Annotated in this window: 14 protein-coding genes; 3 read left to right on the plus strand and 11 right to left on the minus strand. The window is 60.2% G+C overall.

Annotation, left to right across the window (positions count from 1 at the left end; all coding sequences use genetic code 11):
- Together JY96_RS06395 and JY96_RS06400 are read left to right on the plus strand one after the other, a co-directional pair.
- Positions 1–2,205 (plus strand): PepSY domain-containing protein, encoded by a 2,205-nt coding sequence (locus JY96_RS06395; RefSeq protein ID WP_035035932.1) that lies wholly within the window; start codon positions 1–3, stop codon positions 2,203–2,205.
- The gene (locus tag JY96_RS06400) at positions 2,186–3,187 is read left to right on the plus strand and encodes an FAD:protein FMN transferase (RefSeq protein ID WP_035035934.1); all 1,002 of its coding nucleotides are present in this window, start codon (positions 2,186–2,188) and stop codon (positions 3,185–3,187) included. The genes JY96_RS06395 and JY96_RS06400 overlap by 20 nt, the downstream gene beginning before the upstream one ends.
- 248 nt (positions 3,188–3,435) lie before the next feature.
- On the opposite strand, the gene JY96_RS06405 is transcribed toward JY96_RS06400, so the two are convergent.
- Together JY96_RS06405 and JY96_RS06410 are read right to left on the minus strand one after the other, a co-directional pair.
- Positions 3,436–4,449: a serine protease gene (locus tag JY96_RS06405; RefSeq protein WP_035035936.1), complete on the minus strand. Its 1,014-nt coding sequence runs from the start codon at positions 4,447–4,449 to the stop codon at positions 3,436–3,438.
- A 95-nt stretch (positions 4,450–4,544) separates the two neighbouring features.
- Complete coding sequence (locus JY96_RS06410; protein WP_035035938.1) at positions 4,545–4,757, minus strand: cold-shock protein; 213 nt, start codon at positions 4,755–4,757, stop codon at positions 4,545–4,547.
- Positions 4,758–5,850: 1,093 nt separating this feature from the next.
- Here JY96_RS06410 and JY96_RS06415 point away from each other — a divergent pair.
- Positions 5,851–6,900, plus strand: a complete 1,050-nt coding sequence (locus JY96_RS06415; protein WP_035035940.1) for a putative solute-binding protein — start codon at positions 5,851–5,853, stop codon at positions 6,898–6,900.
- A gap of 2 nt (positions 6,901–6,902) precedes the next feature.
- Here JY96_RS06415 and JY96_RS06420 read toward each other — a convergent pair whose 3' ends face one another.
- From JY96_RS06420 to JY96_RS06460, 9 genes are all read right to left on the minus strand, one after another.
- Entirely contained in the window at positions 6,903–7,952 is a 1,050-nt protein-coding gene (locus JY96_RS06420) for an AraC family transcriptional regulator (RefSeq protein ID WP_035035941.1), read from the minus strand.
- A gap of 66 nt (positions 7,953–8,018) precedes the next feature.
- A complete protein-coding gene (locus JY96_RS06425; RefSeq protein WP_161784251.1) occupies positions 8,019–9,023 on the minus strand; it encodes an AraC family transcriptional regulator in 1,005 nt (334 codons plus the stop codon).
- A gap of 250 nt (positions 9,024–9,273) precedes the next feature.
- Positions 9,274–10,887 (minus strand): GMC family oxidoreductase, encoded by a 1,614-nt coding sequence (locus JY96_RS06430; RefSeq protein ID WP_035035946.1) that lies wholly within the window; start codon positions 10,885–10,887, stop codon positions 9,274–9,276.
- Positions 10,884–11,423, minus strand: coding sequence for a hypothetical protein (locus JY96_RS06435; protein WP_035035949.1), 540 nt, complete (start codon positions 11,421–11,423; stop codon positions 10,884–10,886). The genes JY96_RS06430 and JY96_RS06435 overlap by 4 nt, the downstream gene beginning before the upstream one ends.
- Positions 11,424–11,541: 118 nt before the next feature.
- Complete coding sequence (gene bktB / locus JY96_RS06440) at positions 11,542–12,732, minus strand: beta-ketothiolase BktB (RefSeq protein WP_035035953.1); 1,191 nt, start codon at positions 12,730–12,732, stop codon at positions 11,542–11,544.
- 172 nt (positions 12,733–12,904) lie between these two features.
- The gene (locus JY96_RS06445) at positions 12,905–14,125 is read right to left on the minus strand and encodes an alkane 1-monooxygenase (RefSeq protein WP_052162210.1); all 1,221 of its coding nucleotides are present in this window, start codon (positions 14,123–14,125) and stop codon (positions 12,905–12,907) included.
- 26 nt (positions 14,126–14,151) lie between these two features.
- The gene (locus tag JY96_RS06450; protein WP_035035956.1) at positions 14,152–15,183 is read right to left on the minus strand and encodes a 2Fe-2S iron-sulfur cluster binding domain-containing protein; all 1,032 of its coding nucleotides are present in this window, start codon (positions 15,181–15,183) and stop codon (positions 14,152–14,154) included.
- Positions 15,184–15,235: 52 nt separating this feature from the next.
- A complete protein-coding gene (locus JY96_RS06455; protein WP_035041523.1) occupies positions 15,236–16,657 on the minus strand; it encodes a coniferyl aldehyde dehydrogenase in 1,422 nt (473 codons plus the stop codon).
- Between the two features lie 19 nt (positions 16,658–16,676).
- Positions 16,677–18,284, minus strand: a complete 1,608-nt coding sequence (locus tag JY96_RS06460) for a long-chain-fatty-acid--CoA ligase (RefSeq protein ID WP_035041524.1) — start codon at positions 18,282–18,284, stop codon at positions 16,677–16,679.
- Between the last annotated feature and the right edge of the window lie 34 nt (positions 18,285–18,318).

The raw sequence follows: 18,318 nt of genomic DNA on the forward strand, positions 1-18,318 counted from the left end.
ATGAGCTGGAAAGCAGTTCACCGCTGGCTGGGACTGACCCTGGGGACCCTGACCGTGGTGCTGGGCATCACCGGCGCCGTTCTGGCGCTCGACCCGGTGCTGCAGGCCTGGAAGGCACCGTCCGCGCCGGGCGGTTTGTCCGTGGCCACCCTGGTGGAGCGCGTGACGGGCAACGTCCCGGGCGCGGAAGAAATTCGCCGCCTGCCTTCGGGCGCCATCGTGGTGTTCAGCTTTGCGGGCGACCAGCCGCAGGCGTCTTACATAGACCCCGCCGATGGCCGGGTGCTGGGTGCGTACCAACCGTCGGCTCTACCGCGCTGGGTGAAGAACCTGCACCGCTCGCTGCTGTTGGGCGACGTCGGGCGCTGGGGCGCGGCAGGCATTGCGCTGACCATGGGCACGCTGTGCGTCTCTGCCCTGGTGCTTTTGCTGCGGCGCATGGGCGGCTGGCGGCGGCTGGCGGCACGGGTGCGTGGCTCGCTGGCGCAGCGCATCCATGTGGTCACAGGCCGAGTGGTGCTCGTCGTCCTGTGCCTGACGTCGCTTACCGCGCTGACCATGAGTGCGTCGACCCTGGGCCTCGTGACACTAGACAGCACCGAGCCTGAGGTGCTCTCTGTGGCCTCCGGCAGGCCTGCCCTGCTCGGCGCACAGCTGGCCTCGTTGAAGAACTTTGCAGTGAAGGATCTGCGAAAGTTGACTTTCCCCGGCACCGCTGACCCAGAGGACACCTGGAAGGTCGCGACGGACCAGGGGCAAGGGTGGATTGATCAGTACTCGGGCCAGATGCTGGCGTGGCAAGACGCCACCGTTGCGCAGCGCGTTTACGACTGGGCCGTGGTGCTGCACACCGGTGAGGCCGCCTGGCTCTGGGCTGTGGTGCTCGGGCTTGCGGGCGCCAGCGTGCTGGTGTTCTGGCTGTCGGGCATGGTCATTTGGTGGCAAGCACGCGGCCAGACGCCAAAGATCATGGGCAACACGCCGCTCGCACAGGCCGACGTGCTCATCTTTGTGGCCAGCGAAGGGGGCAGTACCTGGGGCTTTGCCCAAACGCTGCATGACGCACTGAGCCAAGGCGGCCACCGCGTTCACGCCAGCGCACTGGAGAACTTCAGAACCACGGCCGCCACGCGGCAGGTGTTTGTGCTTGCCGCAACCTACGGCGAAGGCCAGGCCCCGGCACACGCCAGTCAGGCCTTGGCGCACATCGCCAAGCTGGATGCCAGCGCGGTGCCGGTGACGGTGTTGGGCTTTGGTGACCGGCAGTTCCCGGCCTTCTGCGCCTTTGCTGTGGCGCTCGACCAGACGCTGCGCGCGAGGGGCTGGCCCGCGCTGCTGCCGCTGGAGTGCATCCACCAACAATCGGGCCAGCAGTTTGCGCGCTGGGGCGTTGCCCTGGCACAGGCCTTGGGTGAGCCTGTGGTGCTGGAGCATGTGCCGCGTGTGCCGCCCACGGCAGCGCTCACGCTCATGGCGCGCCAGGACTATCCCGATGCCTACGGGGGGGCCACGGCGATCCTGCGCTTTGCCTGGCCCGTGCAGGGTCTGGGAGACCGCCTGCGCGGGCACGGTTTGGCGCGGTTTGCGGCAGGCGACCTCGCGGGCATCGTGCCGCCGGGCTCCGCGGTGCCGCGCTACTACTCGCTGGCATCTGGCTGGGAAGATGGGTTTCTGGAAATCTGTGTGCGTCAAATGCCCGGCGGCTTGTGCTCAACGCATTTGTTGGGCCTCAGGGTGGGCGACAGCATCACCGCCTTTATCAGGTCCAACCCTGGCTTTGCGCTGCCGCGAACACGGCGGCCTGTTCTGCTCATCGGGGCGGGCACGGGCATTGCGCCACTAGCCGGCTTCATCCGCCGCAACGACAGGCGCAGCCCGATGCACCTGTACTTTGGCGGGCGCGACCCGGCGCGGGACTTTTACTTTGCTGCCGATCTCCAACGCTGGCTCGGCGAAGGGCGTCTGGCGACGATCCAGACGGTGTTCTCCCGCGTGCCCAACGGCGGCGGCTATGTCCAGGATGCCCTGCGTCGAGACGCCGAGCGCGTGCGCGGCCTGCTGGCGCAGGGCGCCATCGTGCGCGTCTGCGGAAGCCGCGTCATGGCACAGGGCGTGGCCGAGGCGCTGGACGTCATGCTGGCGCCGCTGCAGCTGAGCGTAGCGGCGCTCAAAGCCCAGGAACGTTATGCCGAAGATGTCTTCTGAACCTGCCGCCGCTGACGGGCACACCACCCTGCACGGCCCGACCATGGGTACGCGTTGGTCCGTCAGTCTCGACGCCAACAGCGCCGTGGACCTGAGCGCCTTGCATCAAGACCTGGCTGCAGCGGTGGAGCAGGTGGACCAGCAGATGTCACCCTGGAAGCCGAGCAGCGACCTCGTGCGACTGAACCGGGCACCCGAGGGCGAGTGGGTGGACTTGCCCGCCGAAATGTTGGAGGTGCTGGACTGTGCGCTCGAAGTCAATCGTCAGAGCGCAGGCGCATTCGATCCGTGCGTAGGGGCGCTGGTCGACGCTTGGGGATTTGGTGCGGTGCGCGATGTACCCGATCCGCAAGCGATTCGCCTCGCGCGCGAAGGCATGCCGCTTGCCGTGCACGAATGCCTTGAACTGGACAGACCCGCAGGCCGTGCGCGCAAGCGTTCGCCCTTGCAACTCGACCTGTGCGGCATCGCCAAGGGATATGCGGTAGACCGCATGGCCCATGTGCTGCAAGGGCACGGGGTGCGGCATGCGCTGGCAGCGCTGGATGGCGAACTGCGCGCCGTGGGCGCTCAGGCCAGCGGCAAGCCCTGGGCCGTGGCGCTCGAGCGCCCCGAGGCTGGGCGCCGCGCGGTGCACGGGGTCATCGAGCTGGAGAACCTTGCCGTGGCGACCTCGGGCGACTACCGACGCTTTCTGAACGTGGGGGATGCGCGCCTCGCGCACACCATGGACCCGCGCCGCCGCGCGCCCGTGCACAACGCCGTGGCCTCGGTCACCGTGCTGGCGCGTACCTGCATGCAAGCGGACGCCTGGGCCACGGCCTTGCTGGTGGCCGGTGTCGAAGAAGGTCTGGCCATGGCACAAGGTATGAAGATGGATGTGCTGTATCTCTTGCGTGGTGCTGGGCGGCTGACTGAAGTGGGGCTGGGGCGGTTCGGCCTGTCTGCAGATCGGGCAGGTCTTGCCTGCGGTCAAGGTTGACGCAGCCAAGTTGGCCACCGCCAGCAACAGTGGCGTTCTGATCGTGCTGGTGAAAGCACGGCCCGTCAGTAAACCTGTACAGGGCCATTCTTGCTGGCCGTTAGTTCCGACGATGTCCGAGTGACCGGTGTCAGCCCCCTGCGGCCTCCCAGGCTGCCTGCCGCGAAGGTCGCTCACAACTGTTCGGCTGGCGATCTCGGCCCACTGATTCGACATCCAATTGAAAAGAGCCAGCCCCTGACAAGTCGTCAGCCACCCGCGGTCAGTGCGAGCAGCACGTCGGCATACCAGGCGCAGTTCAGCCCCGGCGATTCGTCTCGCACTTGGTCTCGGTCGCACATGTCCATGCGGGTCGAATGCACGCCGAGCAGGTGCCAGCTCGCGGTAGAGGCCCCCTGATGGCCGACGGTGCGCCGCCGCACGACCGGTGAGCCACTGCTGCCACGGTGGGTGCGCGCATCGGTCAGGAAACAGCCCTGTCGCTGGAAGCGCACGCCGTAGGCCGAGGCCAGGGTGGCACTTCGCGCCACGGCCAAATGGTGCACCGTGTCGTGAAAGCCGAGGGGGAAGCCTGCGATCGCCAACGCATCGCCGACCACGATCTCTTCTCCACGGGCGTCCAGATGGGTTTCGTCGAACGCCATCAGCACAGCCTCTGCGGGCAGACTGGTGGCGGGGATCGCCATCACCGCCACATCGACGGCGTCACCACTGTCCACCGCCTCGCGCCATTGGCTGAGGCCAGCTTGGTACAAGGGCAGCGAGAGCACGGTATGGCGGGTCAGATCCTGCGCGTGCGTGTGCAATCCGATCTCGATGCGATCTGGAAAGTGCGAACGGTCGGCATCGGCAAAGACGTGCCGATTGCTCACCAGGAACAACTGGTCTGCGCGCCGATAGAAGAAGCCGCTGGCGCGGTTCTGAACCACCGATCCCACGAACGTGGTGATCTGCGTGGTGGTGAGCAGCAGCGCATCGGCTGCGCCCGTCCACGCGGTGCGATCGCCCGGGCTTTGCCTGCGCTGCAGGAGCGCACGGTTGCGGGCCACCTCACGCTCGAAAGTCATCAACACCACATCGGACATGTCCGAATGCAACATCACGGTGCGCGCGGCCTCGGCGTGGGCGTCGAACGACACCATCAGCTTGGCGAGCGCGGGCGCGGACAGCGTCTCGATGACGGCTGGCAACAGGGCGTCGAGCGCGACCAGGCTGCCCTTCAGTTCGCAGATGCGTTCCGTGGCTTGTTGCAGGTTTTTCAAATGGACTCCCGTGTGCCGAAAAGAAAAAAGCGCGGACTGGCCGCGCTTTCATCGTTGGGTGTCAGGACCTGCCTGAGCCCATGGTTTCGCAGGGATCAACCCAGGCTACGGATGTTCGATGCCTGTGGGCCTTTTTGCCCTTGGGTCACTTCAAACTCGACCCGCTGGTTCTCGTTGAGGGTCTTGAAGCCGCCGCCCTGGATTTCTTTGAAGTGGGCAAAGAGATCCTTGCTGCCGTCATCGGGGGCGATGAAGCCAAAGCCCTTGCCTTCGTTGAACCACTTCACGGTACCGGTTTGAGTCGTCATGTTGAATTTTCCTTTTGAGTTACCGAGCGCGAGATTGCGCCCAGCGAAGAAACGCCAAGAAAATCTTCAAGGGGGGTTCGACTCTGGGGCCGGCAGAACACCGGCACGAGCGGAGAGACCTAAGAGCGGACGGTCTTGTGCAAATCAGCAAACGCATCGTACCCCCAAATGCCGTGCGCGTGCATCTATATTTCTGACGCGGCGGATTCATGCACACACGTCGCCCGTTTGCCAACCCGCCGTCAGGTCGTGCATGCGGCCGCGCCCCTGTGCCTGTTCGGAAAGCCCAGCAAAAAGCCGTTCGCTGTCAGAGCGACCAGCATTGCTGCCGTTTCGCTTTCCTTCGCAGCACTTGACTTATGCACGCGATCGCGAACCGAGGGCCATGCATCAGGTATTTTCGTGGGCCGTGTTGCTACCCATCCGGGGCACTGAATCCTCATCCGCTGAGGTGACAGCAAGCGAATGACCGATCAGGCTCGCAGAGCCGTCTGCCATGGTGGCAAGTACGACATGCCGCTATCAGCCTGACGCTGCCCCTACCAGGTGAGCGGCAGCTCTGCAGCGGGTGCTGCCGGTCGGATTGACGCCCAAATCGACAGCAATGTGCACAGACTTGCCTGTCGGTCTGTCCCACTCCGCCGGGCTCGCCAGGACTTGTGCGGCGCGTCCTGACGAGGCTGGGCGAGAAGTTCCTGATCAATTCGACATGTGAACTTGCCTGCGACTCGATGAACCCACCGCACCTCAAACTGCTGTCGCATTTGCGCGCCCTGTATCGACATTTCATCCCCCTGCCGTTGGAGCAGCAATGGCTGCGGATATGGCCTTGAAAACGGGATAGGCCCCATTTGCCATCGGTGCCGCAATGGCTCCTTGAGTTGGGGCGCAGATCTGTGCTCCACGGGCATCCTGCATCACAGACTTTGAGCCTAGACGCCGTTTGCACTAGGGTTGTCTCTAGTGCCTTAACGAGCTATTTTTAAGCGACTGCGCAGGCTGGCCGCCAAATCAACGCTGATGGCCGGAGGTGCATTGGACGCCCAAGTAGCGATCCATAGAATTTTTGCACCCGAAACCATATTGACCAGTCATGAAAGCAAAAATACGTTTGCTGGCCTCAGCATCCCTGGCCGTTGCTGCCCACGGCCCCTGTGAGGCAGGGGTTGTTCGAAAGTTGTGTGTTTATGACTTGTTGGGGGCAAGTGGCAGCGTTTTTGGCATGGCCAAAGACTACGCAGTTGAATCGCAGAAGCTCGGAGAGAGCCTCGAAATCAAAGCCTATACCGATGAGCGAGTTGCATCGGAGGATTTCAAGACGGGTCAATGTGACGCCGTTATCCTGACTGGTTTTCGAGCACGACAATTCAATTCTGTCAGTGGCACCTTGGACTCGCTGGGCTCAGCCACCATCATCAAAGACGGCAAGATCGATATGCCGTCCAGCTACGAAGTGCTGCACAAGGCTATCGCCATCTTTGCCGCGCCACAAGCAGCCAAGCTGATGACAGAGGGCGCGTTCGAAGTTGGCGGCGTTATCCCCCTGGGGGCTGCCTATCCCGTCGTGAATGACCGAAAGCTGAGCACGGTCGAAGCACTGGCTGGCAAGCGCATTGCCGCATTTGATCATGACAAGGCTCAGGCCACGATGACCCAGAGAATCGGCGCTCAACCAATCTCAGCCGACATTACAAACTTTGCAACCAAATTCAATAACGGCGCAGTGGACTTGATCGCTGCCCCTGGATTGGCATACAAACCTTTAGAGCTTTACAAGGGCATCGGCACCAAGGGCGGAATCAATCGATTCCCTATTCTCATGTTGACGAGTCAGCTCATTATTCGCTCGGACCGCTTCGGTGAGGGCTTTGGCACAAAGTCGAGAAAGTTCTGGCTGGAGCAGTACGACCGTGCCATGCAAATCGTGGAACAAAACGATGCTTCGATACCGAAGAGTACCTGGATTGAAATGAGCCCAGAAAATGGGCGCAAGTACACCCTGATGTTCAGAGATGCGCGCTTGGAGCTTGGGAAAACGGGGGTGTACGACAAAAGGGGCTTGAAGATGCTCAAGAAGATACGATGCGGGATCGCCCCTTCCGACCTGGAGTGCTCAACGGACTCTGAGGACACCTGGAAGTGAATTCAACCACACGACCGTGATACCGAACTGCCTCGCCTTCTTCGATATTCAGCGGGGGACACGCCGAACCATCGCTTGAAGGCTTGAGAGAAGGTTGACAGGTCGGCGTATCCCAGCCTTTCAGCAACGTCAGTGAGTGTCAAGCTGGTGTTGTCAACGAGTTCAGAGGCAATCGTCGCCCGACCACTGGCCACCAATGTACGAAAAGAGGTGCCTTCTTTTTGAAGTCGGCGCTTCAGCGTGCGCTCGCTGGTGTTCGTCAGTTTGGCCAGCGACTCAAGCGTAGGTAGTCGCGGCACCGTCGATCCGCCAATGTAGGCCTCCACGAACTTCATGGTGCTCATGCGCGATTGACGCTTCAAGACGAGTTGCTGGCACGCGTGCTCGCACATCGCGACCGTGACGGGATTGGCCTTCGGCAACTTGAAATCAAGAAACTTGCTGTCGAAGGACAGATAGTAGCGATCCGCGTCGAAGCAAGGCTCTGCACCACAGATCCGCCCCACCTTGTCATGCCTCACATAGGCCCGGCCTTTGCCGGCTTGCAGGCAAAACTCGTTCAGATGGAAGGACTCGCCTCCGATTTCCTTCAGCAGGCATGCTGCGGCACCCATGTCCCGTTCGACCACAAAGCGGCGAATGCCGGTGGGCAAATCCGGTGGACTGAATGTCAACTGGGCCTGCCCTCCCTCATGTACCTGTTCGATGATGCTGTATGCGAAGCTCAGTTGTATGAACCTGAGCGCCAAGTTCACGGCGTCGCCGAGCGTGGCGCTGGATACCACACCGTAACCCCACATTCCGAAGGCGGAGAAGTTGCAGGTCAGTCCCAGCTCCAGGCCGAGTCCAGGACGATATCGCATTGCGCGAAGCAAGTTCTCAATGACCCTCAATTCCTGGGCGGCCGACAACTCTGCTGACGGGTTACTCAGCAGGTCTGCGGTCAATTCAGTCTTGTCGAGAAGCGCTTCCGCGCCGACGCCCCGCTGTTCCCCAAAGTCAAGCAAGAGTCTGATGCTGCTAGGGTCGCGTGCAAAATCCCACAAGCTCATGGCACATCTCCGCAACGGTAGTCGGTTCCTGCCATCTTACGAGGGCCCGACTTCATTCGCATTCTTTCAAATCTTCAAAAGATTCAAAGACTTGGTGGCCTTGATGCCCCACCTACGCATGGCTCGATAGACGCAACTTGGATCTGAATAGCCTAGCTCAAAGGCGAGCTTTGAATGAACATGTACGCCGTGGTCCGTCAACAGCTTCGCCAACTCTGCACGAACCTGATCGAGCACTTCTGCATAGGATGTATTGGCCCCGGCCAAGCGCCTCTGGAGGGTTCTCTCCGACATGCACATGCGTTTGGCAATGTGTGCACGCGTGATATTACCGTGTGGCAGCTCCTCGTGGATGGCTGCTTGAACGCTGGCAATGACGCCGGAGCTTGTCCGTGTTCGAAAAACCGCATCCAGAACTGGATCCAACAGCTTGCGAAGTAGCGGGGCAGCGGTCGGCAGCGGTGCGTCCACATCTCCGGGCTCCAACAAGATCGATGTGGTCGACGCGCCCGCACAGATGTTCGGGCCGAACACGCTTTTGAATAGCTCAAACTCTTGTATCGATCGGCGATTGAGGCTTGTTAGTTTCGGCCGGATGTGATGACCTGCAATGCAACTCAAAGCGCTCAGGATGATTGCAAGCGTGAATTCCGCTCTTGCCGGACTACACCGGTCCATCCCACCGATGTAGCCAACGCTGAGCAAGTAGAGCCCATCGCTCTGTCGCTGCCAGCGGATGAACTCGCCAATCGAAAGCGCCTGCCGATTGATGAATGTCTCTTTGACCGCGCTGCCCAAAGAGTCTGCTGCCAGCGCTCGATGAAAAAGCAGCCCAAGCAAGACGGTCGGATGTACGCCACGGGCGGTCAGCAGTGCGATTTGCGATTTGCCGCTCACTCTCTCGGCTTCTGTCCAAAGTTGATTAAGCAATGCGGAGGCGAGCGGTGCATCATCGCGCTCGATTGCTTGATTGAGCTTCTCGCGTTTGGAAGTCAACAGGCTCCCTGCGCCGTACGATTCAAGGCCCATCAACTGGCACTCAATGAAGCGATTCGGAATCGTGAGGTTCATGGCCATATATGAAGTCAATTAAGCAGACTCGGAAAGGTTCTGCCGCGGCGTGCGCCGCGACGAACGAGCGGCTTGAATGATTCCCTCCATGGAAGACGCAGACCAGCCCCGAAGAGGACAAAGGTTTTAGTCGATAGGCCAGGTACGGCGGATTGAGGGAAATTCCGATAGGCTGGAAAAGCGCTTTGCGGGGGGCCCCAGACCCTCGTAGCCCCCCCTCAAGCAGCAGGACTCACCCGTGATGGACCGCCTAAGCCAACGAAACGTCTTTGTGCGCCAAGACTTTCGCCAGCTGCGTGGCCAGTCTGTTGACCATCCCGTAGATGGACAGTTGCGGGTTGGCGCCAATGCTGGTCGGGAAGATTGAGCCATCGTGCACCGACAAATTCTCAATCTGCCAGTGCACGCCGTCTGGCCGGACCACACCCAGGGTGGCATCCCCGCTGAGCCGGCAGCCACCCATGATGTGCGCGCTCCCGACGGTCACCAGGTACTTCTTCATGTCGAGCTCCTTGATGCCGGCTCGGGCTTCTGCCCAGCTCTTGTAGTAGGGCGCTTGCTCATGTAGCGGCATGACCTGGGTGGCACCCGCTGCAAACTGGACTTCCGCCATGGCCAATAGTGCCCGCTTCAAGCCGCCCATCACATAGTCTGAGAGGTCATAGTTGAGCAGCGGCGACCCATCCAGGTTGACATGCACGGTACCGCCTTGCGAATCAGGATGGAACCCGTCGCGCATCAATGCCAACAGCAACTGCGTGTTGGGGTAGTTGAGTAGACGCTCTGCCAGCGACTTTCCATGCCCGCCGAGCAGTGCGGAACTCAGGCCTGGGTGCATGGGCGTTGCCTCCAGCTTGAATCCGATCGGCCCATCAAAGGGCGCATCATGGACAAAGTGATCGGAGTAGATCGACTGAGGTGCGCCTCTCCATGCCTCGATCCTGTCCTTGTAAACGCCCGCCGACATGGAAACCGGATGCAGGAAAGTCCTGGTACCCAACAGTCCATGTGGATCTGGCGCGTCGGACCGCTTTAGCAGTGCCGGCGAATTGATGGCGCCTCCGGCAAGCACATAGTGCTTTGCCTTGACGTGCATGACATGGTCAGAAACCGTCTGTCCATTGACTCTCACGGCAACGCATCCAAGTGATTCGACCTTGTCGCCTTTGAACACGAACTTGTGAACCCTCGTTTGACAAAAGAGTCTCGCGCCTGCCTCAAGCGAGGAAGGAATGGTCGTGACCAACATCGACTGCTTCGCATTCGTTGGGCACCCCATGCCGCAAGATCCCAAGTTCCAGCAGCCTTTCACATTTCGAGGGATGACCTCCGCGCTGACACCAATTTGCTTCGCGCCCGCCCTGAGCAGTTCGTTATTGGCATTGGGCGTGCCTTCATCCCAACGATGAACGTTGAGCCTGCGCTCTGCTTGGGCAAACCAGGGCGCCAGTTCGGCCGATGAGTAGGTCGGCAGATTGAAATGTTCTTGCCAATAGCCCAGTGTCGAATCCGGGGTTCTGAAGGAGCTTGTCCAGTTGATGACGGTCGTGCCTCCGACGCAGCGACCTTGCAATAGCGTGATCGCCCCGTCCATGGTTTTACGACCGGCGCCCTCCTGGTACAGCTGGCTATAGGCCTCGGACTCCTTTTGATTGAAGTCCGAACTGGTTCGTAGCGGGCCTTCCTCAATGAGGACAACATCCAGTCCTGCTTTGGTCAGTAGCTCGGCCGTGATACCGGCCCCCGCGCCTGAGCCGATGATGGCCACATCGCAGCTGACGGCATCCGGCAGCCCGGTCTCACCGTTGGTGACTTTCCAACCTTTGGAGAGGCCTTCGCGAAAAGGATCAGGAAGTTTGCTCATAGTTGTACGGGCCCCGGATAGCCGGCGCGCTGCCAATTGTTGGAGTTGGAGAAGAACGTCAGACAGATGATTCCGCGCAACGTCTGGTAAGTGAGGCGAGTCGAGGGAAGGGCGTTGTAACGCATGTACTCGAGCGATTTGTAGACCTCCTCGTCAGACGCATCCTTCCAGGCACCGGCTGCGCCTGTCAGTGCCCAACGGGTGGGGGCATTGCCCAACAGGCCTAACAGTGCGTTGATCTCGACTTGGATCGCAGTAGGCAGGCCGTTGATGAATGCCTCCAAGTTGACAAGGTGCTCCCGGAGTAGCGCCTCACGCTCGACAGGCAGCTTGGGCAGAACGGGACCGACCACAGCCACCGTGAGTCCATAAAAGACGTCTCGCCCTGACGCTGTCAGCTTGCCGCCCGCCATGCCGCGGCGCCAATAGACCAGGCCACCGAGTGCCCCGCCGATGACGCCTATCGCGCCGACAGACTTCAGGAACCACCGGCGGGAGGTGCTCGGTGGCGAATTTGAAAGATCAATGTCTGGCATATCTGTATTCCTGAAAAGTGCGCATAACCATCCAAGTACGCTCGCGGCGGAGCAAGGCTCTTCTCGTCGACTGTTATGGACTCAAGTCACAAGGAGGGCCTAAAAGCGCCGCACCAGATCAACGGGGCTCTCGCTCCAAGACCATCGCGATGCCCTGTCCGCCGCCAATGCACATGGTTACCAGTGCATAGCGCCCTTCAATGCGCGCAAGTTCGTAGACCGCCTTGGTCACCAGGATCGCGCCCGTGGCAGAAATGGGGTGTCCCAGCGAGAGGCCCGAGCCGTTCGGGTTCACCTTGTCTGCAGGGAGTTCGAGCAGTTTCGCTACGGCGCATGCCTGCGCCGCGAAGGCATCATTCGACTCAATGAGATCCAGAGCTTCGATACCGATACCCGCGCGCTCGAGTGCCAGCCTGCTCGCGCTCACGGGCCCTACACCCATGATTTGCGGGTCAACGCCTGAGTGTGCAAAGGAAACGATTCTTGCAAGCGGCGAGGCACCCTGCTTGCGAACCCAGTCTTCGGAAGCCAGGACGACCGCAGCCGCGCCATCGTTCAATGTCGACGCGTTACCCGCGGTCACTGTTCCACCATCCCGTCGGAATGCGGGGCGCATTGCGGCGAGCTGTTCCATGGTGGACCCGGGCCTGACGCCCTCGTCCGTATCAAAGACCACTTCCCCCTTTTTCGCCTTCAGCGTGATCGGGACAATCTGCTCTTTGAAGTAGCCCTTGGCGATGGCGTTAGCCGCTCGGCGTTGGGACTCCAGTGCGTACTCGTCTTGCTGCTGACGAGTGATATCGAACATGTGAGCGATGTTCTCCGCCGTCTCGCCCATGTGGATGTTGCTCAATGGATCATGCAGCACACCAAGCATGAAGTCGATGGCCCCAACATCCCCCATCCGTGCTCCCCAACGGACAGAAGGGAGCAGGTACGCGGACTTGCTCATCGACTCAGCGCCACCTGCAACGGCCACCTCCACATCGCCGGACTGAATTTGCAGCGATGCCGAAATGATCGCTTGCACGCCCGAGCCGCAGAGTCGGTTGACGTTGAAAGCGGGTGTGGAGTAGGGAATGCCTGCTCGTATGGCGGCAACCCTGCTGAGATAAGCATCCTGGGGACAAGATGGCATCACGTTGCCAAAGACAACGTGGCCCACCTCTTCCGGCTTGACCGAGCTGCGCCCCAGTGCGGCAACGACAGCCGTGGTAGCAAGATCTGCAGGGGACACGTCTTTCAGCGTCCCCCCGAATGTGCCGATTGCGGTGCGGGCAGCTGCGAGAATATAGACAGAGCGTTTCATAGCGTAGGACTTGAATGGCTCGGCTGACAAATCACGAGAATGCATGACCGGTCGGCCGAGCAAGGTCAGTTATGGAGTGAAGCGTGCAACTCTCGTCAGCACGCATGGACCGCGCGTCCGCGAGGCCGCCGCGCCATGACAGGCGTCAAGGGCAGCGACACCTCGCCATGCGTCAGGCTGTTGCTGTTTTCTCCGCTGCCGATGCAGCTGCCTTCTTGTACATGGACAGCTTGAGTGCGGCCTTGAACGCGGGGATACCGCTCTTCTCGTTGGCCTGGGCCGCCAGGATCCGCTCCTCGTCAGACGCGTACTTGCGATCCCACTCAAGGACCTTTGGAATCATCAACTTGTGCCAAAGGGGCGGGATCATCGCTGCAATGATGGTCGTGAGATAACCGCCGATCATCATGGGCGCCTCCGGCATAGGCCGCAGGTCCTGGTAGGGAACCTCGCCTTGTGCATGGTGATGAGAGTGGCGTGTCAGGTTAAACATCGACCAGGAGCTGATGCGGCGGTTGGTGTTCCACGAATGGCGTGGTTGAACCGGGACGTCGGGGTTCCGAACCATGCCGTAGTGTTCGAGATAGTTCACGATCTCAAGCAGGGCTTTGGCGCCCAGCGCACAAGTCACGAACACCGCGGTGGCAACAGCCCCCCCCATGGCCCATGCGGCTGCGACGAGCAGCGAGCTCATGAATACACCACGTAGCACGGCGTTGCGGGGCGAGAAAACAGCATGCCCTTCTCGGCGCAGACGCTTGGCTTCAATGGTCCAGGCGCTGTGGTGACCCTTGATGGTTGATGCCAGGATGTGGGTGTAGACGCTTCGACCGCGAGGTGCCGTAGCAGGATCAGCGGTTGTCGAGACATAGCGGTGATGACCGTAGACATGCTCGATGGAGAAGTTGGTGTCGAAGCTGTAAGCCAAAATCCAACGACCGATGAGCATCGAGATTGGATCCCAAGTCCTGTGGGTCAGTTCATGCGCCGGAATCGTGCCAATGATGCCAATCATCAAGATGGTCAAAACGATGCCAGAGGCGTGATGTAGCCATGTGGTCGCTGCCCTCGCTGCGAGGATGTCGTAGCCGGTTTGGGCATGGACCCACGCGCCAAATCCCAAGGGATCACCGGGGCAAACGCTCCACACCATCGCGAACACGATGGCGGCTACCAGAGGAAGCGACAGCCAGAGCTGAAAGGTCAAGATGCCGGGAAATCCAAATGAAGGCGTCGAGGTGTCATCCCCGAGCACTGCGTCGCCAACGACGTAATAGACGACGATGGCCAGCAAGCCTACGGTCGTCCAATGACCGCCAGCCAGAATGGATGCGAACGCGCCGATAGCGACGCCATGAAACAGAAAATATTTGAGGTAGTGAAGGAGCTTCATAGCTATTTCCTAGTTGGAAGATGGATTTAGACAGGCACTGCTTCGACGTGCTCGGTCGCGAATCGATCGATGCGGATGTCTTGCGGCGTGATGCCACATGCGGCCAGTGCGGCCAACACGCTGTCGACCATGGGGGGCGGGCCGCAGAGATAGGCCTCGCATTGCGGTACGCAATAGGCTCCCACCACGTCCGCCAACATGCCGCGGACGCCTTGCCAGTCAGACCCCTCCGGCTCGGCGGATAGCACCGTGACGTGCTTGAAGTGCCCGGACCAACGGTTGGCGATTCGCGCAAGCTCCTGGCGGCAGTAGATGTCCCTCTGGGTGCGCGCTCCGAACAAGACTGTCACGGAGCGATTCGGCTGAGACTCAATGGATTGCTCCAACATCGCGAGAATCGGCGCGAGTCCGCTGCCACCTGCCACCATGAGCAAGGGACGGTCTGATTCGCGCAACCAGAAATCCCCATGAGGACCGTCTACTGCGATGCTGCGCCCAACCAGGTTGCGCTCATGCACGAAGCCGGAGAACCGTCCGCCAGGCAGCTTCCTGACGAAGAACGAGATTTGACCGTCGGGAGAGACAGGGCTTGCAAATGAGTAGCTACGTCTGACACCAGGCAGGTCAGCTAGCTCCAACGTCGCGAACTGCCCAGGTCGGAAGTGGAGCGGTTGTGCGAGCTGAATCCGCAAGCGCGCGATGTCATGCGTTAGCTGTGCCTGCTCAACAACAGTGCCAGACACAGATTGCGCCTTCGCTGCGTTCTCGACGTCGACCTCAACAGATACATCGCCAACAGGCACGCTCTGACAGGCAAGGATGACACCATCCTTGATCTCCTCTTCAGACAGCACATAGCCGAACTGCGTCAGTCGCTTGACCTTTCCATCGACCAGGCGGCATTTGCACTTGGCGCAACCGCCGACCCGGCAGCTGTGAGGAAATTCAATGCCCTCTCGCAATGCCGCGAGCAAGATGGTGTCTTTCGGCTTCACCGAAATGGGCTTGCCATTGATCCGGGCGGTGGCGGGTTTTTTGCCAAAGAATAAGGAAAACATACATCAACTCCTCGCGGGGTACTGCTCCCGCATTCAAGTCGCTCACTCAGACTTAAGTCAGCTTTTTCAGCAAACCGAGCACATGCTGAAACGTTGGCCCATACGGCGGGCGCAATAAAAAAGTGCCGTTGAAGCGCGGCTGATGAAAGATCGGTTTGAGGTGACTGAACCGATCAAAGCCCCACTGGCCGTGGTATGCGCCCATGCCGCTTGCGCCCACGCCTCCGAATGGCTGGTCTTCTTGCACCAAATGCCAAAGGCAGTCGTTGATCGTGACGCCACCAGCCGTCGTGCCTTCCAACACGCGTTGTCGGCTTTCGCTCGACTTGCCGAACCAGTAGAGCGCCAGAGGGTGATCCTGAGCGTTGATGTAGGAGATGGCGTCGTTGAGTTCCTCGTACTCAACGATGGGCAAGATCGGCCCAAAGATCTCCTCTTGCATCAGCGTCATGTCCATCGTTGGATTCAGCACCAACGTCGGGGGGATCTTGCGCGTCTCGCTGCCGAATGTTTCACCGGCGGGATTGACGTGAATGACTGCTGCGCCTTTGCTGCGGGCGTCATCGATCATTCCGTTGAGACGATCCCGATGCCTGTCACTGATGATCGATGTGTAGTCAGCGTTGTACTTCAGTGACGGGAACATGCCTGACGTTGCGCTTTGAATGGCGTCAGCGACCCTTTTTGCACTGCCTTTCGGAACGAGAAGGTAGTCGGGCGCGATGCAAGTCTGTCCTGCATTCATGAATTTGCCATACGCAATTCGAGGCGCTGCGACATCGAGGTCACAAGTGGCATCGACGATTGCGGGAGACTTGCCACCGAGCTCCAATGTGACGGGCGTCAGGTTGGCTGCTGCCGCCTTTGCAACCAGTCGCCCCACCTTGGTTGAGCCAGTGAAGACAAGGTGATCCCACTTCTGGGCCACGAAGTGGGATGCGGTGTCTGCGCCACCGTTGATGACGAACAACTCCGAAGGGGCAAAGTAGTCGTTGACGAGCTTGGCCAAAAGATGTGAGAAGTTCGGCGTCAGTTCGGACGGCTTCATGAGCACCCGATTGCCCGCAGCAAGCGCTGCCAACGCGGGACACAAGGCGAGCTGCAGCGGATAGTTCCAAGGAGAGACGATCCCCACAACACCCAGAGGCTGCGGCATGAGCCTGTTGGAAGCGGGGAGGAAGTGAAGCCCTGTGTGCACCCGCCGCGGCCTCATCCATTGACCGAGGTGAGACAGTGCATGCCGAATGCCAGCCCGCACGACAAACAGTTCGGCCAGTTTGGTTTCGTGAGCGCTGCGCCCTTGAAAGTCGGCGCTGATGGCATCGACGATGGCTGCTTCGTTGTCCTCAACGAGCTTAAGCAGTCGCATCAGACGCCGCTCACGAACAGAAAGGCTTGGAAGCCCATCTTGCTGGAAGCTCGTTCTCTGTGTCTGCAAGGCATCCAGGATGTCGGCACCTGAGTTTTCATACATCGCGTTCATCGCTATGTCCTTATTGATTTGCAGAGCTGAAGTGACCGCTGTACTGGTCGCGCAATTTGTGCTTCAAATACTTGCCAGTGCCTCCGACTGGCAGTGACTCGACGAACTCGACAGCGTCAGGAACTTGCCAACGCGGCAGACGTTCTTTGAGGCAATCGAGGACGTCCTGCGCTTCCAGCACGACGCCTGCCTTCTTCACGACGAGCAGAAGCGGGCGCTCATCCCATCGTGGATGGGGCACGCCAATACAGGCCGCCGCGGCAACGCCGTTAACATGCAAGGCCAGGTTCTCGATATCGATGGAACTGATCCATTCGCCGCCCGACTTGATGACGTCCTTGACCCGGTCCGTGATCTGCATGAAGCCGTCACCGTCTATCGAGGCGATGTCGCCCGTTCTGAACCAGCCATCCGGAGAGACGTCCTCGGCTTGATTCCAATAGCGGCCAACGACCCAAGGCCCCCTCACGAGCAGCTCTCCAGTCGACACGCCATCAAACGGAACGTCCTTGCCTTCGGGGCTTTCCAGCCGCAGTTCAACGCCAAACACAGGGCGGCCTTGCTTGGTACGCACAGCTCTTTGTTCGCTTTCGGTTAGCGACAGCTGCGACCGAGTGAGCGTGTTCACTGTGCCCAGCGGTGAGAGCTCCGTCATGCCCCATGCGTGAATCGTGTCGATGCCATGTGCATCCCTGAAGCGATCCATCATGGATGGTGGGCAAGCCGCACCGCCAATCACGGTTCGCTTCAGCGTCGTGAAGCGCAAGTTGTTTTGGTCGACATGGTTCAGAAGCATCTGCCATACGGTCGGGACACCAGCGGCCAGCTCCACTTCTTCGGCCTCAATGAGTTCGTAAACGGACTTCCCGTCAAGTGCAGGTCCTGGCAATACCAACTTGACGCCCGTGAGCGCTGCGGCATAGGGGAGCCCCCATGCATTCACGTGGAACATCGGCACGACGGGCAGTACACAGCCCTTCGCCGAAAGACCCAGGGAGTCAGGCAGTGCTACCGCATAGGCATGCAGTACCGTCGAGAGGTGGCTATACAAGACACCCTTTGGATGCCCCGTCGTGCCACTCGTATAGCAAAGGCTGCATGGCTGATGGGCTTCCAGATCAGGCCACCTGTAATCCGTGGTGGGATGAGACTGGAGGATCGACTCATACGTCGTTTCGCCAGGCCGCACATCGGCCAACTCCACCCAATGCTCGACGGCGGGGCAACTCAGACGGATGGCATTGATCAGTTGCGAGAAGCTCGACTCATAGCAAACGATGCGATCCTGGGCATCGTTGATGATCCATGCCAGTTGCTCTGGGGGCAGCCGCGGATTGAGGGTGTGCAAGATGCGGCCCGATGCCGAGACACCGAAGTACAGCTCGACATGCCTGTAGCCATTCCACGCCAATGTGGCCACCCTGGCGCCCATTTGCAGGCCTGCCGCGTTCAACCAGGACGCGATGCGTGAAGCCCTTGCAGCGACGTCAGACCAGCAGGTACGGTGGATATCGCCTTCAACGCGACGGCTGACGATTTCTGCTTTCGGGTGATTGCGAGCCGCGTGCCGCAACAGCGAAGCCACTGTCAGCGATTGGGGCTGCATATGACCCAGGATGGGGTTCTGGCTAGACATAACGAGGTAGGAGTCG

The sequence above is a fragment of the Aquabacterium sp. NJ1 genome, from assembly GCF_000768065.1.
GTDB lineage: Bacteria > Pseudomonadota > Gammaproteobacteria > Burkholderiales > Burkholderiaceae_C > Aquabacterium.